This window comes from Agrobacterium sp. S7/73 (assembly GCF_019355535.1).
Lineage (GTDB): Bacteria > Pseudomonadota > Alphaproteobacteria > Rhizobiales > Rhizobiaceae > Agrobacterium > Agrobacterium tumefaciens.
Map to the genome: position 1 here is coordinate 294,861 of NZ_CP072137.1, position 24,333 is coordinate 319,193.

23 protein-coding genes are annotated in these 24,333 nt (G+C 58.9%); 8 read left to right on the top strand and 15 right to left on the bottom strand.

The features are described from left to right. Positions 1-88: 88 nt before the first annotated feature. The 3 genes from J5276_RS16370 to J5276_RS16380 all read right to left on the bottom strand — a co-directional run bounded on the left by J5276_RS16370 (position 89) and on the right by J5276_RS16380 (position 3,470). A complete protein-coding gene (locus tag J5276_RS16370) occupies positions 89-1,099 on the bottom strand; it encodes a D-altritol 5-dehydrogenase (protein ID WP_174011915.1) in 1,011 nt (336 codons plus the stop codon). A 16-nt stretch (positions 1,100-1,115) separates the two neighbouring features. Continuing rightward, on the bottom strand, positions 1,116-1,886 hold the full coding sequence (locus J5276_RS16375) for a galactitol 2-dehydrogenase (protein ID WP_111800473.1): 771 nt from the start codon (positions 1,884-1,886) through the stop codon (positions 1,116-1,118). Positions 1,887-2,156: 270 nt separating this feature from the next. Next, positions 2,157-3,470 carry a sugar ABC transporter substrate-binding protein gene (locus J5276_RS16380; RefSeq protein WP_174011917.1) on the bottom strand — a complete coding sequence of 438 codons (1,314 nt, stop codon included), beginning with the start codon at positions 3,468-3,470 and terminating at the stop codon, positions 2,157-2,159. Positions 3,471-3,781: 311 nt separating this feature from the next. Between J5276_RS16380 and J5276_RS16385 the strand changes: the two genes are divergently transcribed. From J5276_RS16385 to J5276_RS16405, 5 genes are all read left to right on the top strand, one after another. Beyond that, the gene (locus J5276_RS16385) at positions 3,782-4,789 is read left to right on the top strand and encodes a sugar kinase (RefSeq protein ID WP_174011920.1); all 1,008 of its coding nucleotides are present in this window, start codon (positions 3,782-3,784) and stop codon (positions 4,787-4,789) included. Then, the gene (locus J5276_RS16390) at positions 4,786-6,063 is read left to right on the top strand and encodes a D-tagatose-bisphosphate aldolase, class II, non-catalytic subunit (RefSeq protein WP_174011922.1); all 1,278 of its coding nucleotides are present in this window, start codon (positions 4,786-4,788) and stop codon (positions 6,061-6,063) included. Before J5276_RS16385 ends, J5276_RS16390 begins: the two co-directional genes overlap by 4 nt. Positions 6,064-6,134: 71 nt before the next feature. Then, positions 6,135-7,007: a carbohydrate ABC transporter permease gene (locus J5276_RS16395; RefSeq protein ID WP_013761441.1), complete on the top strand. Its 873-nt coding sequence runs from the start codon at positions 6,135-6,137 to the stop codon at positions 7,005-7,007. 12 nt (positions 7,008-7,019) lie between these two features. Continuing rightward, the gene (locus J5276_RS16400) at positions 7,020-7,844 is read left to right on the top strand and encodes a carbohydrate ABC transporter permease (RefSeq protein ID WP_003510506.1); all 825 of its coding nucleotides are present in this window, start codon (positions 7,020-7,022) and stop codon (positions 7,842-7,844) included. Between the two features lie 12 nt (positions 7,845-7,856). Further along, positions 7,857-8,855 carry an ABC transporter ATP-binding protein gene (locus J5276_RS16405; RefSeq protein WP_013761442.1) on the top strand — a complete coding sequence of 333 codons (999 nt, stop codon included), beginning with the start codon at positions 7,857-7,859 and terminating at the stop codon, positions 8,853-8,855. A gap of 10 nt (positions 8,856-8,865) precedes the next feature. Here J5276_RS16405 and J5276_RS16410 read toward each other — a convergent pair whose 3' ends face one another. The 9 genes from J5276_RS16410 to aztA all read right to left on the bottom strand — a co-directional run bounded on the left by J5276_RS16410 (position 8,866) and on the right by aztA (position 18,147). Next, positions 8,866-9,942, bottom strand: a complete 1,077-nt coding sequence (locus J5276_RS16410; RefSeq protein WP_003510617.1) for an ABC transporter ATP-binding protein — start codon at positions 9,940-9,942, stop codon at positions 8,866-8,868. Positions 9,943-9,946: 4 nt separating this feature from the next. Next, positions 9,947-10,777, bottom strand: coding sequence for a carbohydrate ABC transporter permease (locus tag J5276_RS16415; RefSeq protein WP_003510396.1), 831 nt, complete (start codon positions 10,775-10,777; stop codon positions 9,947-9,949). A gap of 3 nt (positions 10,778-10,780) precedes the next feature. Beyond that, the gene (locus J5276_RS16420; RefSeq protein WP_174011942.1) at positions 10,781-11,725 is read right to left on the bottom strand and encodes a carbohydrate ABC transporter permease; all 945 of its coding nucleotides are present in this window, start codon (positions 11,723-11,725) and stop codon (positions 10,781-10,783) included. Positions 11,726-11,877: 152 nt separating this feature from the next. Next, entirely contained in the window at positions 11,878-13,137 is a 1,260-nt protein-coding gene (locus J5276_RS16425; protein WP_174011944.1) for a sugar ABC transporter substrate-binding protein, read from the bottom strand. A gap of 37 nt (positions 13,138-13,174) precedes the next feature. Continuing rightward, complete coding sequence (locus tag J5276_RS16430; RefSeq protein WP_003510623.1) at positions 13,175-14,347, bottom strand: PLP-dependent transferase; 1,173 nt, start codon at positions 14,345-14,347, stop codon at positions 13,175-13,177. Continuing rightward, the gene (locus J5276_RS16435) at positions 14,344-15,036 is read right to left on the bottom strand and encodes a FadR/GntR family transcriptional regulator (protein ID WP_003510624.1); all 693 of its coding nucleotides are present in this window, start codon (positions 15,034-15,036) and stop codon (positions 14,344-14,346) included. The genes J5276_RS16430 and J5276_RS16435 overlap by 4 nt, the downstream gene beginning before the upstream one ends. A 422-nt stretch (positions 15,037-15,458) precedes the next feature. After that, entirely contained in the window at positions 15,459-16,442 is a 984-nt protein-coding gene (gene aztC, locus J5276_RS16440; RefSeq protein WP_003510626.1) for a zinc ABC transporter substrate-binding protein AztC, read from the bottom strand. Between the two features lie 30 nt (positions 16,443-16,472). Further along, complete coding sequence (aztB, locus tag J5276_RS16445) at positions 16,473-17,339, bottom strand: zinc ABC transporter permease AztB (protein ID WP_003510628.1); 867 nt, start codon at positions 17,337-17,339, stop codon at positions 16,473-16,475. Further along, entirely contained in the window at positions 17,332-18,147 is an 816-nt protein-coding gene (gene aztA / locus J5276_RS16450; protein WP_065702999.1) for a zinc ABC transporter ATP-binding protein AztA, read from the bottom strand. The genes aztB and aztA overlap by 8 nt, the downstream gene beginning before the upstream one ends. Before the next feature lie 358 nt (positions 18,148-18,505). On the opposite strand from aztA, the gene zigA reads away from it, so the two are divergent. Continuing rightward, positions 18,506-19,711, top strand: coding sequence for a zinc metallochaperone GTPase ZigA (gene zigA, locus J5276_RS16455; protein ID WP_080850043.1), 1,206 nt, complete (start codon positions 18,506-18,508; stop codon positions 19,709-19,711). Positions 19,712-19,794: 83 nt separating this feature from the next. Here the strand turns inward: zigA and J5276_RS16460 are convergent, their stop codons facing one another. The 3 genes from J5276_RS16460 to J5276_RS16470 all read right to left on the bottom strand — a co-directional run bounded on the left by J5276_RS16460 (position 19,795) and on the right by J5276_RS16470 (position 21,708). Further along, positions 19,795-20,232, bottom strand: a complete 438-nt coding sequence (locus J5276_RS16460) for a YqaA family protein (RefSeq protein ID WP_003510639.1) — start codon at positions 20,230-20,232, stop codon at positions 19,795-19,797. Positions 20,233-20,326: 94 nt separating this feature from the next. Next, positions 20,327-20,605: a hypothetical protein gene (locus J5276_RS16465; RefSeq protein ID WP_174011946.1), complete on the bottom strand. Its 279-nt coding sequence runs from the start codon at positions 20,603-20,605 to the stop codon at positions 20,327-20,329. Beyond that, positions 20,602-21,708, bottom strand: coding sequence for a GTP-binding protein (locus tag J5276_RS16470; protein ID WP_174011948.1), 1,107 nt, complete (start codon positions 21,706-21,708; stop codon positions 20,602-20,604). Before J5276_RS16470 ends, J5276_RS16465 begins: the two co-directional genes overlap by 4 nt. A gap of 355 nt (positions 21,709-22,063) precedes the next feature. Between J5276_RS16470 and ugpB the strand changes: the two genes are divergently transcribed. Together ugpB and ugpA are read left to right on the top strand one after the other, a co-directional pair. Next, on the top strand, positions 22,064-23,374 hold the full coding sequence (gene ugpB / locus J5276_RS16475; RefSeq protein WP_025595901.1) for a sn-glycerol-3-phosphate ABC transporter substrate-binding protein UgpB: 1,311 nt from the start codon (positions 22,064-22,066) through the stop codon (positions 23,372-23,374). A gap of 68 nt (positions 23,375-23,442) precedes the next feature. Beyond that, positions 23,443-24,324: a sn-glycerol-3-phosphate ABC transporter permease UgpA gene (gene ugpA / locus J5276_RS16480; protein ID WP_003510646.1), complete on the top strand. Its 882-nt coding sequence runs from the start codon at positions 23,443-23,445 to the stop codon at positions 24,322-24,324. Positions 24,325-24,333: the final 9 nt, after the last annotated feature.

The following is a 24,333-nucleotide window of genomic DNA, read 5'->3' on the forward strand; positions in this document are numbered from 1 at the left end:
GCCCCCATGAAATATTACATGTGGTACTCTATATCGACCGGCCTTCGCACGAAAAGCCGGTCGAATACGGTTATCAACGGCCAAACGATCATTCGGCTGCAAATAGCACTTTCATCGTGGCCGGATCGGACGGCTTTTTCATAAAGAACGGCAGCATATCCGAAAGCGGCAGCCGGTGCGACACCAGCCGCGCCATGACATCGCCATCCGTTTCCAGAATGGCAAGCGCCTGCGGTATGTTGCGGTTCAGCGAATGTGAGCCGACAAGCTTCAGCTGCCGCCGGAAGATTTCGAAAGGCGCAACCGAGATACGGGCATCCGGCGCGCAGACACCGAAAAACAGCGCCGTGCCGCCATCCGCGACCAGCGGGATCATTGCTTCCGCAACAGCTGCGATGCCGGTCGCATCCGCCACGAAATCGAACGCCTTCTGTTGCCGCAGCAGCGCCTCAGACCCGGAAACCGCCGTCTGAAGTCCAAGACTTTCAGCGAAGTCCAGCCTGCTTTCGTTGATGTCAGCAATCGTCACCGTCGCAATGCCTCGTGATTTCAGCGACAGGGCGAGCAGCAGGCCGATGGGGCCGGCGCCAAAAACAAGCGCATTGCCGGGCACCGACCCACTCTCGCCAATACCCGCGCTCTGCATGCCGTTGACGACGCAGGCGAGCGGTTCGGCAAGTGCTGCCACGTGATAGGGCATGGAACCTATGCCATGCAGTTGGTCGGAGCGCACCACGCTGAATTCCGCAAAACCGCCATTGTGGGAAACGCCATAGGCCTTCAGCGTGCTGCAAAGGTTGGTAAGCCCTTTCCTGCAACTGGGGCAGGTGCCGCAGGGCAGATTGGGATCGACGACAACCCTGTCGCCGACCTTGATGCCTGTGACATCTGCCGCCACCGCCGCGACTTCACCGGCATATTCATGGCCGGGAATGACGGGAAAGGCACCGTCACCGTAACGCGCATGCAGCACGTCGATATCGGTATGGCACAGCCCCGAAGCCTTGACCCGGACAAGGGCATGCCCCGGCGGTAGATCGGCGACGGGCACGTCCGTAAGCACGGCACGTCCCTTCTCGACGAATTGAATCGCATGCATGGTCATCTCCGGCTTTTCAGCTCATCCAGTTGCCGCCGTCGACATTATATGTCTGGGCGAGAATATAGTCGCTGTCGGAAGAGGCGAGGAAAACTGCAAGGCCCTTGATGTCATCCGGCGTAGCGAAACGGCCGATCGGCACGGATTTGGCCACAGCCGCCTTCTTCTCACCCGGCTTCAAGCCTTCCCATTTGGCGAAATGCGCATCGACCACTTCCCAGTGCTCGCCATCCACGACACCCGGCGCAATCGCATTGACGTTGATGCCGTGTTTGACGAGCGCCAGCGCCGCCGACTGCGTGGCGGAAATGATCGCCGCTTTGGAAGCGCAATAAAGCGTGACGAGCGCCTCACCGCGCCGACCGGCCTGGCTCGCCATATTGATGATCTTGCCGCCGCGCGCACGCGCGATCATGACATTGGAGACGGCCTTCATCATGAAAAGCGGCCCCTTGAGATTGATGTCGAAAACCCGCTCATAGCTTTCTTCGGTAATGCCGTTGATCGGCGCCATATCGAAGATCGCGGCGTTGTTGACGAGAATATCGATGCCGCCGAATTCCTCATCGACCGCCTTTACAACCGCATCGATCTGACCAAGGTCAGTCACGTCCAGACGGATGGCCTTGGCGGATGGGCCTATAGTGGCTGCAGAAGCGGTCGCCCTGGCAATATCGATATCGGCGATGATGACCTTTGCACCCTCATCGGCGAAAGCCTGTGCAAAACCAAGGCCGATGCCGCGGGCGGCGCCGGTAATCAGCGCGACCTTGTTCTTCAATCTCATGTCGATCTCCGTGATGCATGGCGGGTAATGGATGAACTCGGCCATGCGCGTTTGTGTTAGATGCGATTTTCTCACTCCCCTCATTCCTGTGCTTGTCACAGGAATACAGCCGACGCGCGTCTGCGTGGCGAGAGAGTCCTTTTCAGCCCAAGGACTTGGGCTGACTGGATTCCTGTGACAAGCACAGGAATGAGGGCGGCGGGTGCGCCAGCCCCACCCATGCCGCCCGCCGCCAAAGTGACGAACGGGCGGCACGCCGGGAGGACGCGGCTACTTGATGTAGCCCGCGCGGGTCATGTCACGCTCGACCTGTTTCTGGGCGCCTTCGAGTGCCGTATCGACGGTCTGCTGGCCGGAGAGTGCTGCCGCAATCTGCTGGCCGACAACCGTGCCGATCGACTGGAATTCCGGTATGGCGACGAACTGCACGCCGGTATAGGGGACCGGATCCTTTGTCGGCTTCGACGGATCGGCGGACATGATGGCTTTCAGCACCGTATCCGCAAAGGGTGCGGCTTTCTTGTATTCTGGCAGCTCATAGGTGGATTTGCGCGTACCGGGCGGCACGGCGACCCAGCCTTCGCTTTCGCCGACCGTCTTCACATAGTTCTTCGAGGTCGCCCATTTAACGAATGACTTGGCGGTTTCGAGCTTCTTCGTTGTGTTCGGAATTGCAAGGTTCCATGACCACGACCAGCTCGATCCGTTCGGCGTTGCCTCTACCGGAGCACGGGTGAAAGCGGTCTTGTCGGCAACCTGGCTCTGTTTGGGATCGTAGATACGTCCCGCAGCCGAGGTGGCGTCGATCCACATGGCGCAATGGCCGGATGCGAACAGCGTCTGGTTCTCGTTAAATCCGTTGGTGGCAGCACCGGGCGGGCCGTAGGAGGTCATCAGCGCGACATAATCCGAGATCGCCTTTTTCCACGGCTCGCTCGTCAGCTGCGGCTTCCAGTCCATGTCGAACCAGCGTCCACCATAGGTATTGATCATGGTGCCGAGGAAAGCCATGTTCTCGCCCCAGCCCGGCTTGCCGCGCAGGCAAATGCCATATTGCTGTTTCGACTTGTCCGTCAGCTTGGCCGCGAAGTCCTTGATCTGGTCGTAGCTCGGATTATCAGGCATTTTCAGGCTGGCCGCGTCGAACAGGTCCTTGCGGTAAAGGGTGAACGAGCTTTCGGTATAAAACGGCACGGCATAGAGCTTGCCGTCCACCGTCAGGCCCTTTTTGATCGGATCGAGCAGATCGGCGTAATCGTAATCGTCGCCGAGATCATCGACCGGAGCCAGCCAGCCCTGCTTGCCCCAGATCGGCGCTTCGTAACCGCCGATGGTCATGATGTCGAACTGGCCGCCATTGGTGGCGATATCGGTGGTGACGCGTTCGCGCAGAACATTCTCTTCCAGCACGATCCAGTTGATCTTGTTTCCTGTTTCCTTCTCCCAGGCGCTGGAAAGCTTCTGCATGATGATCATGTCGCCATTATTGACGGTGGCGATGTTGATTTCTTCCGCCTGCGCAAGTCCGACGAAAAGGCCCGCTCCAACCACAGACGACGACAGAATTCCAATGAATTTGCTCATGAGACCCGCTCCTCCTTTACGGATGTCCACGCATAACAATACATGCGTAAATTTTTATCTCGCAAAATCGCGCCATTTGTCAACATCCAAAAATAAACGGTGACGTGAGCACTCCTGGATATATTGCTATAACTCGCTGTTTTAAAGTCGATAATGTCATCAAAAATAATTACATGACCCGCTTTACTTGCTGCATTGCAACAAAAATATCATCAAAAAATATCTTGACGCGCGTAAATTTTAACTGATATCCGGAAAATAGCAGAGCCGTGACGTCGGGGGTTTGCACCCACCGGAAAGGTGGGAGCCGAATGCATATGGAGGAGACGATGAGGCAGGTATCCGCACTTGCGCCGCACGCGAAAGGCCCGACCATTACGGCGGGTGAAATCCTCGTGGAAATCATGGCGACGACAGTGGGAGACGGCTTTCTCGAGCCGCAAACGCTGATCGGCCCCTTTCCAAGCGGCGCGCCCGCCATTTTCATCGATCAGGTCGCGCGTTGCGGCGGCAGCGCCGGCATTATCGCGGCTGTTGGCGATGACGATTTCGGCCACCTCAACATCGAGCGGCTGCGCCGTGACGGCGTGGACATATCGGCCATCGCCACCATTGCAGACCGGCCGACCGGCAGCGCTTTTGTCCGCTACAGGGAAAACGGCGCACGGGATTTCGTTTTCAACATCACCCATTCGGCAGCGCGCGAAACGCACATGACTGATAAGGCGCAGGCTCTCATCGAACAGGCGGGCCATGTGCACGTCATGGGATCGGCGTTTGCGATTGCCGGTATCGGCGAGATCATTCTCGAGGCGATCAAAAGCGTCAAGGCGCGCGGCGGCTCGGTGTCTTTCGATCCGAACATCCGCAAGGAACTGGTGCAGGGTAACGAGGGCCGCAAGCTGATCGACGATCTCCTTGATGTCACCGACCTTCTGCTGCCTTCCGGCGAAGAACTTCAAGCTGCCTCCGGTCTGGATGACGAGGACGCAGCGATAGAAAAGCTCCTCGCCTCCGGTATCGGCGAGATCGTGCTGAAGCGCGGCGCGCAAGGCGCCAGCCACTTCAGCCGCGCCTATGGACGCATCGACGCCCCCGGACTGACGGTCTCGGAAATCGATCCGACCGGCGCCGGCGACTGTTTCGGCGCAACTTATCTCACCTGCCGCCGCCTCGGCATGCATCCCGAAAGAGCGCTCACCTATGCCAATGCATCCGGCGCGCACAACGTCATAAAGCGCGGCCCCATGGAGGGCGCTGCCAGCCTTGCCGAACTTGACGCCTTCATGACCGCGCTATTGTCGGAGGAAGTCCTATGACCGCCATTCTGGAAAACCTCGCCGCCGCGCGCCGTGCCGGCAAGCCCGCAGGCATCACTTCGGTCTGCTCTGCCCACCCCGTTGTCCTGCGCGCCGCAATCCGCCGCGCTGCTGCCGGTCAAACAGCCGTGCTGATCGAGGCCACCTGCAACCAGGTCAATCATCTCGGCGGTTATACCGGCATGACGCCGCGCGACTTCGTTAACTTCGTCAACAGCATTGCGCAGGAAGAAGGACTGCCCGGCGAGCTCCTGATTTTCGGCGGTGATCATCTCGGGCCCAATCCCTGGCGCAAGGAGAAAGCCGAGGACGCGCTGACAAAAGCAGCCACCATGGTCGAAGCCTATGTCACAGCCGGTTTTCGAAAGATTCATCTGGATGCGTCGATGGGCTGCGCCGGTGAGCCGGCCGCACTGGATGACGTGACCATTGCCAATCGCGCGGCAAGACTCGCGGCTGTCGCCGAAAAAGCAGCCGCCGAGTCGGGCCTGCCAAAACCGCTTTACATTCTCGGCACCGAAGTGCCGGTGCCGGGCGGCGCCGATCACGTACTCGACACGGTGGCGCCCACCGAGCCGCAGGCGGCGCGCACGACCATTGACCTGCACCGTGAGATATTCGCGCAGCACGGTCTTTCCGATGCGTTCGAACGGGTCATCGCCTTTGTCGTGCAGCCCGGCGTGGAATTCGGCAGCGACAACGTCGTCGCTTACAATCCGGATGCGGCCACGGCGCTCAGCGCCGTGCTGGACGGCGAACCGCAACTGGTCTTTGAGGCACACTCGACGGATTATCAAACGAGAGCAGCGCTTGGCGCCCTTGTGCGCGATGGATATCCGATCCTGAAAGTCGGTCCGGGGCTGACCTTCGCTTACCGCGAAGCACTCTACGCTCTCGATATGATCGCATCCGAGATGGTCGGCGACTATGGCGACCGGCCGCTGGCGCGGACCATGGAACAGCTGATGCTCGGCGCGCCCGGCGACTGGCAGGGTCATTACCATGGTGATGACATCACGCTCAGATTGCAGCGTCACTACAGCTACAGCGACCGCATTCGCTATTACTGGACAAGGCCCGAGGCGCTCGCAGCCGTTTCCGCCTTGCATAGGGCACTTGACGGGAAGACAATTCCCGAAACCCTGCTGCGCCAATACCTCGGCGAGCTGCCGCTCGCAACGGTTGCAGGCAAGGATATGGAGGAGGTTCTGATCGCCGCGGTGGATCAGGTGCTAGCAACCTACCATGCGGCGACGGGCGAAGGTCGCTGCTAAGACAATCGTCAAGTTAAATTCGGATGCCCCGGCGGAGACGTTGCGGGTATCGGTCATGGAGGGGACTACCAATGGCAACACGAAACACGAGCGGTCTGGCGCGGGTTATGCTTGCGCCTTCGGTGCTGCTTTTGCTGGTGTGGATGATCGTGCCCCTGGCGATGACGCTGTGGTTTTCGTTCCAGAACTACAATCTGCTCAATCCTGCCAATGTCAGCTTTGCGGGCCTGTTCAATTACCAGTATTTCTATACCGATCCGGCCTTCTTCCAGTCGATCTTCAACACGCTTGCCATCGTCGGCGGCGTGCTTCTGATCACCGTCATCGGCGGTATTGCGATTGCGCTTCTGCTTGACCAGGACATCTTCGGTCAGGGCATCGTGCGCATCATGATCATCTCACCCTTCTTCGTCATGCCGCCTGTCGCGGCGCTGGTGTGGAAGAACATGATCATGCATCCCGGTTACGGCGTGCTTGCCGATCTGTCGCGCTTCTTCGGCCTGCAGCCGGTCGACTGGTTCGCGCAGTTTCCGCTGCTCTCCATCATCATCATCGTCGCCTGGCAATGGCTGCCCTTTGCCACGCTGATCCTGCTCACCGCCCTGCAGTCGCTCGATGGCGAGCAGAAGGAAGCGGCCGAGATGGATGGCGCCAACTTCATCAACCGCTTCATCTACCTGACGCTGCCGCATCTTGCCCGCGCCATCACCGTCGTCATCCTCATCCAGACGATCTTCCTGCTCGGCGTTTACGCGGAAATCCTCGTTACCACCAATGGCGGCCCCGGCTATGCCTCGACCAACCTTGCCTTCCTCATCTATCGCACGGCGCTTCTGGGCTACGACGTCGGCGGCGCATCGGCCGGTGGCATCATCGCCGTCGTGCTCGCCAATATCGTCGCCATCTTCCTGATGCGCGCCGTCGGCAAGAACCTCGACCGTTAAGGAGAAGCGATCATGGCCCGCAAGACAACGACACGCGCAAAGATCGGCTTCACCATCGCGGCATGGGCCGTGGCGTTGCTGCTGTTCTTCCCGATCCTTTACGCCTTCCTCACCTCGATCAAGACCGAGCCGGAGGCGATCGCAGGCTTCAGCCTCATTCCCTCGGGCACGCTCGAAAACTACATCACCGTGCAGACCCAGCGCGATTACTTCAAGCCGTTCATGAACTCGGTCGTGCTGTCGCTCGGCTCGACGATCATCGCGCTCATGATCGCCATTCCCGCCGCCTGGGCCATGGCATTCTCGCCGACCAAACGCACCAAGGACATTTTGATGTGGATGCTCTCCACCAAGATGATGCCGGGGGTGGCGGTGCTGGTGCCGATCTACCTGATCTTCCGCAATGCCGGCCTGCTCGATACCCGCATTGGGCTGACCGTCATGCTCACCTTCATCAACCTGCCGATCGTGGTGTGGATGCTTTATACCTACTTCCGCGAAATCCCCGGCGAGATCCTTGAAGCAGCCCGCATGGATGGTGCCTCGCTCTGGAACGAGATCGTACATGTACTGACCCCAATGGCGGTTCCGGGCATTGCCTCGACGCTGCTCCTGAACGTCATTCTTGCCTGGAACGAATCCTTCTGGACCATCCGGCTGACGACCACCAATGCGGCACCGCTGACGGCCTTCATCGCCTCCTTCTCCTCACCGCAGGGGCTGTTCTGGGCCAAGCTCTCGGCCGCCTCGATGATGGCGATCGCCCCCATTCTCGTCATCGGCTGGTTCTCGCAGAAACAACTCGTGCGTGGCCTCACCTTTGGCGCCGTGAAATAAGGAACGACAATAATGGGCAGCATTTCCCTTCAGAACGTGTCCAAGCTCTTCGGCGAGGCAAAAGTCATCCCGTCGATCGATCTCGACATCCATGACGGCGAGTTCGTCGTCTTCGTCGGCCCCTCCGGCTGCGGCAAGTCAACGCTGCTGCGCCTGATTGCCGGGCTGGAAGACGTCTCCGGCGGCAGAATAGTCATCGACGGCAACGATGCCACCGAAAAGGCCCCGGCCGAGCGCGGCCTTGCCATGGTGTTCCAGTCCTATGCGCTTTATCCGCATATGAGCGTCAGGAACAACATCGCCTTCCCGCTGAAGATGGCCAAGCTCGACAAGGCCGTCATCGACAAGAAGGTCGACGATGCCGCCCGTATCCTCAACCTCACCGATTATCTCGAACGCCGGCCCTCGCAACTGTCCGGCGGCCAGCGCCAGCGTGTCGCCATCGGCCGCGCCATCGTGCGCGAACCGAAGGCGTTCCTGTTTGACGAACCGCTCTCCAACCTCGATGCGGCGCTGCGCGGCACCATGCGGCTGGAAATCTCCGAGCTGCACAACACGCTGAAGACGACGATGATCTACGTCACCCACGACCAGGTGGAAGCCATGACCATGGCCGACAAGATCGTGGTCCTCAACCGCGGCAATATCGAGCAGGTCGGCTCGCCGATGGAGCTTTACCGCTCGCCCGCCAACCTCTTCGTCGCCGGCTTCATCGGCTCGCCGCGCATGAACCTGGTGACCGGCGATTACGCCCGGCAAAAGGGTGCGACCACCGCCGGCGTGCGGCCCGAGCACCTGACGCTGTCGAAAGAAACCGGGCTGTGGCAGGGCAAGGTCACGGTTGCCGAGCATCTCGGCTCCGACACCTTCCTCCACCTCGACGTCCCCGGCATCGGCCCCATCACCGCCAGAACCGACGGTGAATTCGAATGCAAACACGGCGATACCGTCTTCATCACACCAGATGATGCCAAAATCCACAGGTTCGATGACAAGGGCATCGCGATATGACGCCTTAAGTTCAGGCCTCGTCGATCCTGACACCGTTTCGGTCAAAAACATGAAGCCGTTCCTGCGGGAAACCGACCCGCAGGGACTTGCCCGGCTGCAACAGCGCCCGATCAGACGAAAACAGCTTGAAGGGCAATCCATGCACGGTCAGGTGCAGGATGATGCCGAGACCCGTCGGCTCGACGAGATCGACGGTCGCCTCGACAGCACCATCCGCAGGCGAGACGGTGACATGTTCCGGCCGGATACCAAGTGTGACCGGCTCACCATCTGCAAGCTTCACGTCGCGGCCGAGTTCGAGGCGTGTGCCATCGCCGAGCACGACGAAACTACCGCCATTCTCCCGCCCGAGCCGTCCTTCCAGAAAATTCATGCCCGGCGAACCGATAAAACCAGCGACGAACAGATTGGCTGGGCGATCGTAGAGATCGAGCGGTGCGCCGATCTGCTGCACATGGCCGGCATTCATCGCGACGATACGGGATGCAAGCGTCATCGCCTCGATCTGGTCATGGGTGACATAAACCGAGGTAGCGCCGAGATCAGCATGCATGCGCTTGATTTCGGCCCGCATCTGCTCGCGAAGCCGTGCATCGAGGTTGGAGAGTGGCTCATCGAACAGAAAGGCCTTAGGCTGGCGCACGATGGCCCGGCCCATAGCGACGCGCTGGCGCTGGCCGCCGGAAAGCGCCTTCGGACGGCGTGCCAGATAGGGATCGAGACCGAGTTTCGCCGAAGCACCGGCCACGGCCGCCGCGATTGTTTCCTTGGTGCTGCGGCGCAGGCGCAGGCTGTAGCTCATATTGTCGGCGACGCTCATATGCGGATAAAGCGCATAGGACTGGAACACCATGGCGATATCCCGGTCCTTCGGCTTGCGGTCGTTGACGCGCTCACCGTCGATGGTCAATTCGCCCGCTGAAATCTCCTCCAGACCGGCGATCATTCGCAGCAGTGTCGATTTTCCGCAGCCGGAAGGGCCGACGAGGACGATGAATTCGCCGTCCTCGATCTTCAGATCGACCCCGTGCAGGACCGCAAGGTCGCCATAGGTCTTGCCGACATTCTTCAGCTCGATGGAAGCCATGGGATTATCCTTTCACCGCGCCGGCCGTCAGGCCCTGCACGAGATAACGTTGAATGAGCAGGAAGAAGAGACAGGCCGGAATGAGCGCCAGAACACCCGCCGCCATCATCTGCCCGAAATCGACGGAAAATTTTGAAACGAAGGTCAACAGCCCGACCGGGAATGTGGCGCTCTGGTTGCCCGAAATCAGCATCAGCGCAAACAGCAACTCGCTCCACGCGGCGGTGAAGACGAAGCCCAGCGTCGCAGCGATGCCCGGCAATGTCAGCGGCAGGATGATCTGGCGGAATGCCGTGAAGCGGCTTGCCCCGTCGATCATCGCCGCCTCTTCCAGATCCTTCGGAATACCGTCGAAGAATGACTGCATGAGGAAAGTGGCAAACGGCACGTTGAAGGCTGTGTAGACAATGACGAGACCCGTCAGGCTGTTGGTGAGGCCGAGCGGCGACAGCATCTTGAAGATCGGCGCGACCAGCATGACCAGCGGAAACATCTGGGTAATCAGCATCAGCGCCACGATCCAGTATTTGCCCTTGAAGCGGAACCGCGACAGCGCATAACCGGACAGTGACGAGAGCACCGTAACGGCAAGTGCCGTGGAGCCGGCAACGATGACGCTGTTCTTAAAAAATGTCGGGAAGGCACTGTTTTCTATGACATATCGATAATGATCGAGTGTCGCGTGCGACGGCCACATTCGCACGCCTTCGCTATAAAGCAGGTCATTCGGCGTGACCGAGACCTTGAGCAGCCAGAACAGCGGAAACAGCGCAAAGACGATATAGGCGAGGATCGCCAGGCGATGGGCAAGGGTGAGGAATATCCTTGATGTCATCGGTCAGTCCTTCTCGATAAGGCGTTGACGCAGGATCACGATGAGCATGGAATAGGCCAGAAGCAGCACCAGAAGTACCAGCGCGATGGCCGAGGCATAGCCGAAATCAAGCCGCCGGAAGGCCTGCGTGAAGATGTAGCTCGCAACGATCTGGGTGCGGTCTGCCGGTCCGCCATTGGTCATGACGATGATGAGATCGGCAAAATTGGCGATCCAGACGGTGCGCAGCAAAACGGTGATGGCGATGGTGGGTGCGAGAAATGGGAGGGTGATGGAGGTGAAGCGCTGCAACGGGTTTGCCCCATCGATGGAAGCGGCCTCGTAAAGATCACGCGGGATCGCCTGAAGTGCGGCAAGCAATGTGATGGCGAAGAAAGGAATGCCCCACCAGACATTGGCGATGATCGGCCCCCACATTGCAAGCTGCGGATCGGCAAGAATATTGTTGGGCGCGGAGAGAAGCCCGAGCGAGACCATCCAATGCGGCAGCGGTCCTATGACCGGATTGAACAGCCACGCCCAGTTGAGACCGGCAAGAAAGGTTGGCACGGCCCATGGAAGAAACACCAGCGCCTGGGCCAGCCCCCTGCCCGCGAACGGCTTGTCCAGCAGCAGCGCCAGAATGAGACCGAAGAAAAACTGCAGGAATACCGAAGCCCCCGTCCACCACAGCGTATTTTTCAGCGCCCGGTAAAAGGCCGCATCCTGCGACAGTGCCTCCAGATGTTTCAAGCCAACGAAACCGCCGGAAAAAGGATTGAGCAGCTGCACGTCGCGAAACGCATAGGACAGACCGAGCACAAGCGGCACCAGCATGACGGCAACAATGAGCACGAGAACCGGCGCACTATAGAGCCAGGGTTCGGCCCAGTCGGCAAAACGCTGCATTGCCGGCTTGCCGGCGCGGTTGCGCGCGGCCACGGGTCCGGCGCCATGGGCATAGGACATGATTGATCGCTCCTGATCGGACGGCGGGGCGGACAGGTTTTTCTAACGCTTCTGGCCAGCCGGTCCGCACGTTTTGAAATGGGGCCTGCCGTTGGTGACAGCCCGCAAGAACGGCCGCGCGGGTTCAAACCTCGCGCGGCCAACCGTGTGGTTTATTTGGAGGCGAGGAACTTCTGCTGCGCCTTCGTCATATAGTCAGCCCATTGCTTGGCGAGGTCTTCCGGTGAGATATCACCAAGAAGCGCTTCCTGCGATGTCTTGATAACAAGCGAATCCTTGAAGAATGCGAATTCCTCAAGATAGGTCGGCATCTTCGTCGGCACGGCGTTCTTGTCCGCCAGTTCGTCGAACCAGCCCTTGAACTGCTCGCTGGCGTAGAAGGGGTCCTTCTCCGCCGACTTGTGCACCGGCAGCGCACCCGTCTTCTTGTTCCACTCGATATTGCCTTCCGGCCCTTCCAGCGTCTCGACCAGTTTCCAGGAGAGGTCCTTGTTGGCGGATGCCGACATGATCGACCAGCCGGCGAAACCGATGGTCGGGAAGGTCTTGCCGTCAGGTCCCTTCGGCATGGTCATGACGCCGAAATCTTCCGGCTTCATGCGCTGGGCAATGGCGATAAGGGCGTCCGGATCCTGATCGAGGAAGGCGCAGGTGCCGGAATAAAAGCCCGCGACGATCTCGTTGAAGCCCCAGTTGACGCTGTCTTTCGGCGCCAACCCGTTCTTGTAGAGATCGATCACATAGGTCAGGCCCTTCACCCAGCCAGGGCTGTCAAAGGTGGAGGTGCCGTCCTTGGTGAAGAACTCGTTCGATCCCGCCATGGACGCACCGAACATGACCCAGCCGTTAAGTCCGCCCGGCCCGCCACGCAGGCAATAACCGTATTTGCCGGGAAGTGCTGCGACCTTCTTGGAGGCATCGGCGAATTCGTCGAGCGTCTTCGGCGGCTCCTTCACGCCAGCCTGTTCCAGCAGTTTCTTGTTGTAGAACATGGCCCGGAGATAAAAGCCGTAGGGAAGCATATAGGCCGTGTTCTTCACGTCACGGCCGAGTTCCAGCGTGCGTTCACTCAGACCCTTGGTGTATTCCCATTTGGCGAGGTAGGGTTCGAGACTTTCGAGCATGCCGTTATTGGCATAAAGCGAAAGCCAAGTGTCGGGCATTTCCATGACATCAGGCACATCGCCGGCGGAGACCATCGTGGCGAATTTCTGGAAGGCCTCGCTCCAGGGCAGCGAGATGATCTCCACCTTGGTGCCGGGATTGGCGCCTTCGAACTTCGAGACGATGCCCTTCAGCGTTTCCGTCCGTTCGGGACTTGTAATGACCTCGACCAGTTTCAAGGTCGTATCCGCCAGCGCCGTTCCGGTCATCAGGGCGGTAAAGATTGCTGCTGCTACCAGTTTTTTCATGTCGTTCTCCCCTTTTTGTCGTCAGTTTTAAGACGCGTCAGACGGCCGAGGCCGCCTTGATCGCGGGTTCGAGATCGTTCCAGAGCGCTTCTGTGCCCTCCAGTCCGACATGCAGGCGCACGGAACGCGCGCTGATGCCGAACGTGTGGGCGGAGTTTGGCTGCGCCTTCTGTTCAAGCACCACTTCACCCGGGACGATCAGGCTTTCATGCCCACCCCAGGAAACACCCAGTTTGAAAAGTTTGAGGCGGTCGGCAAAAGCGCGCACATCCACCCCTTCCTTGAAAATGAAGGAAAACAGGCCGGACGTACCGTTGAGGCCGGGCGGCAGGCGGTTCGCCAATCCCGGATGGCAAACCTTTTCCACCACATCGAGCGCCTGCAGGCGGCTGGCAATATCCAACGCCGATGCCTGATGCGCCCTCATGCGCAGCGGCAGGGTACGCAAGCCGCGGATCAGCAACCACGCATCGAAGGGCGACATCTTGCCACCGAGATAGGGATAGGTCTCTGCACGAATGCGGTCGATCATTGCCTTTGAACCGGCAACCACGCCGGAGACCACATCGCTGTGCCCGCCGAGATATTTCGACGCCGAATGCACGACGAGATCGACACCGAGCGAGATCGGCTGCTGGAAGACAGGGCTCGCCCAGGAATTATCGATGACGGTGACGGCGCCATGGCGCTTGCCGATCGCGGCGAGCGCACCGACATCATGGGCCTCCATCACCCAGCTGGTCGGGCTTTCCATGTAGAAGAGCTTCGCGCCGGGCATAGCCTTTTCAACCGCCGCCTCGTCGCGGCCGTCGACATAGACCACCTCGACATTCATGCGCTTCATGAAGGTGCCAAACAGGCGAAACGCATCGGGATAGACATGGCGCACCGCGACGATGCGGTCACCCGGCGAAACGAAGGAGAGAACGGTGGAGGAAATGGCCGACATGCCGCTGGCGAAGCCAAGCGCATCTTCCGCGCCCTCAAGCTTTGCCAGCATTTCCTCAAACATCCTGACGGTCGGGTTGAGCCCTCGCGTATAGACCGGCCGCACCTTTTCGCCGCGATAGGTGGAAACCATTTCGTCGTAGCTGGAAAAGGTGAAAAGCGAAGTCTGCACAAGCGGCGGGACCACAGCTTCGAAAGCGTGGGTCTCGTCATGGGCGACGATCAGAGAGGCGGGATCGAAGAGATCGTTGCCTTGGTTCATTTCGACATGTCCTTGATATCCTCCTCGACGACAGCGAGGATTTTCAGTGTTTCTTCACGGGCGGTCTCCGCATCGCCGGCGGCGATGGCGTTGAACAGCGTGCGGTGAAAGGGGAAGGAGCGGCTTGCGAAGTCCGGCCGGTCGAAAGGCTTCAGCCAGAAACGTTCGAAACCTTCGCGCATCTGCTCGAGCAGTTGCTTGAACAGCGAATTATGCGTGGCGTCATAGATGGAGAGGTGGAAGGCAAGGTCGGCCTTGCCGGACGTGCCTTCAGCCAGATGCACCCGCTCCATCTCATCGAGCCGCGCTTCCATCGTGGCGATATCCTCCACCGTGCGCCGGCGCGCCGCAGCCATCGAGGCCTCAACCTCGATGCCACGCCGGACTTCCAACGTCATCAACAACGCATCGCGCAGGCTTTCGGCATCGATGGAGATAGGCATATGCACGGTTGCGGCGGAAATCGGCTTTAGCAGATAATTGCCGCTGCCCTTGCGGCTGTCGATAACGCCCAGCGCCTGAAACTTACGGATGACCTCGCGAATGGTGGAACGGCCGACACCCAGCGCCACCATCAGCTCTCGCTCGGCCGGCAACCGATCTCCAGCCTTCAGTCCCGCCCTCTCGACGTAATCGGAGAGTGCCGCCTCGACCTGGCGCACACGGTCGCTGGGTGGAATAGGCTGCATCAGTTCGCGGCTGGATCTATCCAAGACTTACCCTTTGAATTGGTCTGACATCTTACCATTTCAAACGGTCGGTCGATTGTCAACGGGGAACGCAAGCAGCCTAAACAGGGAGATCACATCCCTGTTGAACCGCGTATTCGGGAAAAATAGAAGGAAATTAGAGATTTGGGCGTTGGTAACGCTGGAGAAGGCTTACCGGCTGGGCAAAATTTGCGAGACGGCGCAATCGACCGTAGGGCCTAGGACCGAAGGAAAAAACTTCTCCTCCGTCGTGCTCGGGCCTATCGCGAGCATCTGCCAGCTATTCATTTTAAGATACGTGACTGGATCCCCGGAACGGGCCCGAGGATGACATCGAGTGTCGGGATACGTTAGTCAGGTGTCCGAGGGTGGCTGGTGCCACCCTCGCCCGTTTTGTCTTCTTACTGGCTAAGCACGGCCGCCTTGATGGTATCGATGTTGTGGTTGACCATATCGATATAGGTTGCGGCCGGGCCGTCGGCTGTCGAGAGCGCGTCGGAATAAAGCGTTCCGCCAACTTTCAGGCCGGTTTCCTTGGCAATCTGGTCCATCAACCGCTTGTCGGTGATGTTTTCGACGAAGATCGCCGAGGCCTTGTCGTGCTTGATCTGATCCACCAGCTTGGCGACGTCGGCGGCAGACGCTTCGGAATCCGTCGAGATACCTTCCGGCGCCAGGAATTCGAGACCATAGGCATGCTCGAAATAACCGAAGGCATCATGTGAGGTGATGATGTTGCGTTTTTCCGGCGGAATGGCGGCGATCTCGGTCTTCACCTTCTCGTTCAAAGCCGCGAGCTTGGCGATATAGGCCTGTGAATTGGCGGTGTAAGTTGCGCAACCGGCCTTGTCGACCTCGCAAAATGCGCCAGCGATGTTCTTCACGTATATTTCCGCATTCTTGATTGACTGCCAGGCATGCGGATCGAATTCACCGTGATTGTGTCCCTCATGGTCATGCGCTTCCTCTGCCTTGTGGTCGTGACCCGCCTCTTCCTCGGCTTCCGGATGTGCGTGACCGGCTGGCTCGTCGGAAATCCTGAGGGGTTTCACGCCCTTGGTCAGTTCCACCACCGGCGCCTTTGTGCCGCTGGTATCGATCAGCCGCTTCAGGAAGCCTTCGAATGCAAGGCCGTTCACCAGCACAACATCCGCCTTGCTGACAGCAACGGCATCGGCCGGGCGCGGCTCGTAGACATGCGCGTCGCCGTCAGGTCCGACGATCGTGGTGATTTCGACGCGGTTGCCGCCGACATTCTTCGCGAAGTCGGCAATGATCGAGAAGCTGGCCACGACCTTGAGTTCAGCCGCAGAAGCCTGCGCCATCAGGACCGGGGAAAGGGAGAGAAGGCTTACGCAGGTAGCAAGACGTAGGGTTTGGAACATGAAGGGTTCTCCTTTTTTCAAACGCTGTTTTCAGGCCGTTCTGTGACGACCGGAACCGAGAAGATCGCGAAGCACACCGCGTGTGCCGACGACGATGGACAGGACATAGATGACGCCTGCCGACAGGATGATCGCCGGACCTGATGGCAGCGACGCGTGATAGGACAGAAGCAGGCCTGCAAAACACGAGACCATGCCGATGCCGATCGAGATGAAGCACATTGGCGCGACGCGATTGGACCAGAAGCGGCTGGCGGCAGCGGGCAGCATCATCAGGCCAACCGAAAGCAGGGTTCCGAGCGCCTGAAACCCGCCGACCAGATTGAGGACGACGATGGCGAGGAAGAGGAAGTGCACGGGGCTCCCCCAGTTGCTGACCGAGCGCAGAAACAGGGGATCGAGGCATTCCGCCAGCAGCGCGCGCCAGAAAACCATCATCACCGTCAGTGTGACGACACAGATACCGCCGATCAGGCCGAGCGCTTCATTGTTCAGTGCCAGCACCGTGCCGAAAAGCACATGCATGAGATCTACACTGGAGCCGCGCCAGGAGACGAGCAGCACGCCGAGCGCCAGAGAAATGAGGTAAAAGGCTGCAAGCGAGGCGTCCTCCTTCTGGATGGTGAAGCGCGAAACCGCACCGGCACCCAGTGCCACCAGAAGACCGACGACCAGCCCGCCGATGGTCATCGGCAAAATCTCCAACCCGTAAAACAGAAAGCCCACCGCCGCCCCCGGCAAAATGGCGTGCGACATGGCATCACCCGTCAGGCTCATGCGGCGCAGCATCAGAAACACCCCGACCGGCCCGCAACTGACAGCAAGGATCAAGGCACCGGCAAGCGCACGCTGCATGAAGACATACTGGATGAATGGCTCGATGAAGAAATCAGACATGGATATGCGAATGCGCCTGCGAGTGTTTGGGGAAATCCTGCGGCTTTTCCGCCAGGTCGGCGTTCACCGTCGCTGCTGCGGGTTCGCACCATGGGGCGTCGCCGTCCCATGCCTCGTGAAACCGTCGTGCCTGCTGCATCATTTCGGGCCTTAGAACCTCCCGTGTCGGGCCAAAGCCCACCAACCGTCTGGCAAGCAGAAGCGTTTGCGGAAAATGCTGACGCACCAGCTCGTAGTCATGAAGAACGGCCAGAACCGTGCGCCCCTCGGCAACCCATGCTTTGATCAGCACCATGAGGTCGGCGACGGTGCGCTCATCGACAGCGTTGAAGGGCTCATCCAGCAAAATCAGCTGCGCATCCTGCAACATGGCGCGGGCAAAAAGGGCGCGTTGCATCTGGCCGCCGGAGAGTGAATCGATATTGCGTTTTTCAAAGCCGGAAAGTCCGACCGCTTCCAGCACATGGGCCATGGCCGCCCGGTCCGACTGGCGATGGCGAGCGAGCAGGCCGCGTTTGGGCCAGAGACCAAGCGCGACCAGATCGCGCACCTGTGCCGGAAAGGAACGGTCGAGTTCAGACTGCTGCGGTAGATAGGCGACGGAAACGCCTGGAGTAACCCGGCATTCACCGCCAAGTGGCTTCAAAATGCCGGCGATGCCCTTCATCAGCGTCGACTTTCCCGACCCATTGGCGCCGACCACCGCCGTGAGCGACCCTTTGGCAATATCGCCATCCAGATGATGCACCGCCGCGCGGCCGGCATATCCGAGTGTCAGATTTTTAAAGGCAAGGCACGGATCGTTCATCGATCCCTCCGGGGCGTGATATCATTTGATGACCCCCTCATATGTAATGTTATTACATTCGTCAAACGAATATGTAATGAAATAACATTAACTATCGGAAAGGTAGGTTCCATCTCACATTGGACGAAATCTCCAGGATCACCTCGGGGGTATGGTCGTGCCAGGTTCTGGATTCCCGGGACAAGCCGAAGGAAGCATCCGGCAAGCAATTTTTCTAAAGCCAGTTGACACGCTGCGCTTATGTAATGTTATTACGTTACAAGCAACAAGCGATGTGACCACTAGCCCCGTCGTTCTCTACCGCAAGTCGTGACGACAATGACTCCCACGCTACCACCGCTAATAAAACGAGGCCCGCATGTCGAAAAAACTTCCCGTCACTGTCCTCTCCGGCTTTCTTGGTGCCGGAAAAACAACGCTTCTCAACCATATTCTCGCCAACCGCGACGGTCTGCGGGTCGCGTTGATCGTTAACGACATGAGCGAGATCAATATCGATGCGGCACTTGTGCGAGATGGCGGCGCCAATCTTTCGCGCACCGAGGAACAGCTTGTGGAAATGACCAATGGCTGCATCTGTTGCACGCTGCGCGACGACCTTCTGAATGAGGTACGCGCGCTCGCCGAGCAGGGCCGGTTCGATTATCTGCTGATCGAATCCACCGGCATTGCCGAGCCGCTGCCGGTGGCCGCTACTTTCGATTTTCGCGATGAAAACGGTCGCAGCCTTTCCGATGTCGCGCATCTGGACACGATGGTGACGGTGGTGGATGCCGCCAATCTTCTCAACGACTACGGTTCCTCTGACTTTCTTGCCGACCGCGGTGAGACGGCAGGCGAAGGCGACAACCGAACCATCGTAGACCTCCTGGTCGAGCAGATCGAATTTGCCGATGTCGTCGTCCTCAACAAGATCGGCACTGCCACGCCGGATGAGCGGGACGCCGCCCGCAAGATCATCGTCGGGCTGAACCCGGATGCGAAACTCATTGAGGCCGATTTCGGCAAGGTGGAACTGAAGGAGGTGCTGGGCACCGGCCGCTTCGATTTCGCCAAGGCCGAAGAACACCCGCTGTGGTTCAAGGAGTTGCACGGTTTCAAGGACCACATTCCCGAGACCGAAGAATATGGCATCCGCTCCTTCGTCTACCGCGCCAAGAAGCCTTTCGATCCTGTACTGTTCCAACGTTTTATCGACCGCGCCTGGCCGGGTGTGGTGCGCGCCAAAGGCTTCTTCTGGCTGGCCACGCGGCCAGCTTATGTCGGCGAGATAAGCCAGGCCGGCGCACTGGTGCGCACCGGCAAGATGGGCCTTTGGTGGTCCGCCGTGCCGAGCGAGCAATGGCCGCGCGAGCAGCAGTTCCTCGACATGATGAAGCCCTATCTCGATCCGGTCTTTGGCGACCGCCGGCAGGAAATCGTCTTCATCGGTTCCGATCCCATGAGCGAAGCGCGCATCCGCGCGCAGCTCGATGCGTGCCTGATCGACACAGATGCCTTCACCCCGGACGCATGGCGACACCTGCCCGACCCCTTCGCCAGCTGGGACCGGCAGGCGGCTTGATTGGTTCTCAACTCAAACCTTTTTGACGAGCGGATGCCTCTTTCGCCTTCTCCCCACAGGGGAGAAGGTATCGGCAACGCAATTCAAAGAAAATTCAGCGTCACCAGCGTCAGCACAAGATAACGCCCAACCTTCGCAATGGTAACAAGCAGAAGAAAAACCGGCAGCGGCTCCTTCATGATGCCGGCCGCAACCGTCAGCGGATCGCCGATCAGCGGCGCCCAACTGAGCAGCAGCGACCACTTGCCGTAACGCCTGTACCAGTTCTGGGCACGTTGCAGCGCGGCTTCCCCCACAGGAAACCACCGCCGATGCCGGAAGCGTTCGATGCCACGGCCGAGCAGCCAGTTGGCGAGGGATCCGGCGACATTGCCGGCGCTGGCAACAGTAACCAGCAGCCAGACCGGCTGGGACTTCAAAAGAATCAGGCCGGCAAGTGCGGCCTCCGACTGCATGGGCAGGATGGTTGCCGCGACAAAAGCCGTCAGAAACAAACCCGCATATACCGCCAGATCGGCCATTCCGTACCCTTCACATTTAGCGAATCCCGCTGCTCCTGAAGTGCCGGATGACGGCACCTGTCGTCAAGCGCCACGGCGTTCGATACAGATGGCCTTACGGCGGATTGGCGGCGACGGATCTGACGATATCATCACGCTCTACATCCAGCAGCGCCTGGTGAATTGAGAATTGCCGGGTTTCGCCGGATGCGGACAAAACGAGGATTACCGTTTCCTTCGGTGGGCAATCCGGCTGCACGCAGGCAATCTCGTTGACGGAAACGATCTCGTCTTCGCGGAGGGCAAGCAGCTCCCGCGTCCAGTGTTTCAGAAGACGGGCCTTAGAGACTATCGCAGAGCCGCTGCGTGCAAGCGGATTTGCTCTTGCCGTCATCGGGAAACCTTTCTTGCTGCCTGCGAGGCCAATGCCTCGAAAAGATCGCGGATCGGCTGCTGCGGCATATCCATGCCAATGAGGACAACACGGGTTGCACGGTTGCCATCCGGCCAGCTTTCCAGACGGCTCAGCGGATAAAGCCGGTGCTGTACGGCATGGGCGACCACTGGACGGTCCGGATCATCCGTCGCACCGAAAATTCCCTTGAGCCGCAGAAGACCGGAATGCACGTTGCTGGTGACGAGTTCGAGAAAGGTAACGATCGCCTGCGGATCGAAAGCCCCATCGAACGTCAAATCGAACGCCTCGACCCCCGCACCATGACGGTTGATATCGTGCCCGTGCGCGGCATGCAGGCTCAGCCTGTCGGCGGCAAGCCAGCCCGTCACGTCTTCCGGCTTGTTACGCAACGAATAATCCGCCGGCGCAAACAGCGACATCAGATTGAAGTCGCGCGCATTGCGGTCATGCAGACGCGCGGCAGGATTGAGATCGGAGAGGCTCTCACAGCCCATCTCCGCCCCGTCAGTGAGATCGGTTTTGGTCAAAACAATGTGATCGGCAAAGGCAAGCTGTTTCCAGCCCTCGATGAAACTGTCGAGCATCGCCTGGCCGGAGGTAATGTCGAAAGCAGTAACGACGCCGGAGAGATGAAAGTGGCGGGCGACGATATGGTCGCGCAGGCCGGCGGCAGGCGTACCGCCGGGAATCAGGCTGTTGATGATCGGCGCAGGATCGGCAAGGCCAGTGGTTTCAATGACGACACGCGATATTTCCGGCACCACCCCTTCCAGAAAGGCCTGATGCAACTCGTAAAGCGAGGTGCGGATATCGCTGGTGGCGGTGCAGCAGATGCAGCCGGTCGTGGTCCTGAAATAACGCTCCGAACCGGTGCGGACCAAGCCGTGATCGATGGGCACCGAACCGAATTCGTTGACGATGACGGCGGCACCACGCATTTCCGGTTCGCTCAAAAGCTCGTTCAGAAGCGTGGTCTTGCCCGCCCCCAGAAAGCCGGTAAGCAGTGTGACAGGCACCGTTCCGGTGGATGGGGTGACGGACGAGACGTCTTCTGGTGCAACCGCCTTCTTCCGCTTCATTCCGAACACATCCGCACCTTCAAGCAGCAAATCTTGGAGAGACTTAATACGTAATGTAATAACATATCAATACCCCTTGTTAGAAATTCATCTTGAACATGGCCTCGGCAGACCGCTTCCGGTATCCCGTCCCGAGCCTTGCCCGCAAGCACACGAAAAAACCAAAGCGGACCCAAAATGGAATAATAAAACCGTTTCGTTCACTTTCGTTTTTTTCGTTCCACCGTCTATTGCATTTTCATTAGAGTTCGCTTTAAATCAGACCGCTAATACAGAAAAGCTCGCCCGCAGCTATATCGAGGAGGATAGGCTGCAATAAGGGGCTGTATCTTTTACTGTTTTTAAAATGGGAGGAATCGCCTTGAAAAAACTCAGCTACCGTCTTGCTGCGGCATCTGCGCTTTCGTTTTTTGTCACATCGAACGCGTTCGCCGCGACGGAAATTCAGTGGTGGCATGCCATGACCGGCGCCAATAACGAGGTCGTGGACGCGCTCGCGAAAGAGTTCAACGATAGCCAGACAAACTACAAGATCATGCCCGTCTTCAAGGGGACCTATCCGGAAACCCTGAATGCCGGCATTGCGGCCTTCCGCGCCAAGCAGCCGCCGGCGATCATTCAGGTCTTCGACGCCGGTTCCGGCGTGATGATGGGTGCTGCCGGCGCAATCAAACCGGTGGCGGAAGTACTGAAGGAAGGCGGCTACACCTTCAACAAGGACGAATATCTGGCCGGCATCGTCGCCTATTATTCCAAGCCTGACGGCACCATGCTGTCCTTCCCCTATAATTCGTCCTCACCGATCCTGTATTACAACAAGGACACCTTCCAGAAGGCAGGCCTTGACCCGGCAAATCCGCCGAAGACCTGGCCGGAGGTTTTCGAAGCTGCCAAGAAGATCAAGACAAGCGGTGCTGCCCAATGCGGCTTCACCTCAACATGGTTGACCTGGATCCAGACCGAAAACTTTGCCGCATGGAACAACGTCTCCTATGGCAGCAATGAAAACGGGCTGGGCGGCACCGATGTGAAGCTTGCCGTCAACGCGCCGCTCTTCGTCGAACACTTCCAGGCCATTGCCGACCTTGCGAAAGACGGCACCTTCCGTTACGGCGGGCGCACTTCGGAAGCCAAGCAGTTGTTCATGTCCGGCGAATGCGGCATCCTTACCGAATCCTCCGGCGGCCTTGGCGATATCATCAAGACCGGCATGAATTACGGTATCGGCCAGCTTCCCTATTACGAGGGTCATGGTCCGCAGAACACCATTCCCGGCGGCGCGAGCCTCTGGGTCTTCGGCGGCAAGAGCGATGCCGAATATAAGGGTGTGGCCGAGTTCTTCCATTTCCTTTCCCAGACCAAGATCCAGTCTCGTCTGCATCAGGTCTCCGGATACATGCCGGTAACGATCGCGGCCTATGAGGAAACCAAGAAATCCGGCTTCTATGACAAGAATCCCGGCCGCGAAACGCCACTTCTGCAGATGATGGGCAAGCCACCGACAGAAAACTCCAAGGGCGTGCGCCTCGTGAACCTGCCGCAGGTCCGCGACATCATGAACGAAGAGTTCGAGGCGATGCTGGCCGGCAAGCAGGACGCGAAATCCGCACTCGACAAGATTGTCACGCGCGGTGATGCGGCCATCAAGCAGGCAACCGGCAACTAAACGATCCCTGCCCCCGCCCGCATCCTTACCCGGTGCGGGCGGTATTCCCATTTCATCAGGAGATCGCCGTGCAAAGCGTCGTATTCCCCAACAAGATCCTGCCCTATCTGCTGGTCGCGCCACAGATCATCCTGACGGTGATCTTTTTCTTCTGGCCCGCAAGTCAGGCGCTCTACCAGTCGACCATGCGCGAGGATGCCTTCGGGCTGAACAGCAATTTCGTCGGGCTGGCCAATTTTTCCGCCGTACTTTCGGATGAAAGCTATCTGAACGCGCTGCACGTCACGGTTATTTTCAGCGTCCTGACCGCACTTGTCTCGATGGGGCTGGCATTGCTTCTGGCAACGGCGGCAGACCGCGTGGTGCGCGGCAAGGGTTTTTACCGCACCATGATGATCATGCCCTATGCTGTTGCACCCGCCGTGGCTGGCATGCTGTGGCTGTTCATGTTCAATCCGGCCATGGGAACCTTCTCCTATATCCTGCGCCGCAACGGCATCATGTGGGACCCGCTGCTCAACGGCAATCAGGCCATGCTGCTCGTGGTCGCAGCCGCAGCATGGAAGCAGATCAGCTACAATTTCCTGTTTTTTGTCGCAGGCTTGCAGGCAATTCCGAAATCATTGCTGGAGGCGGCCTCCATTGACGGCGCACGCGGTTCGCGGCGCTTCTGGACCATCGTTTTCCCGCTGCTGGCGCCGACAACATTCTTCCTGCTGGTCGTCAACACCGTCTATGCCTTCTTCGATACGTTCGGCATCATCCACGCAGTTACTGGCGGCGGCCCTGCCAAGGCGACAGAAACACTGGTCTACAAGGTCTACAATGATGGCTTCGTTAACCTGAACCTCGGCTCTTCCGCCGCGCAATCCGTCATCCTGATGGTGATCGTCATTGCGTTGACCGCCTTCCAGTTCCGCTTCGTCGAGAAGCGCGTGCACTACGGCTGAGGATTTCCT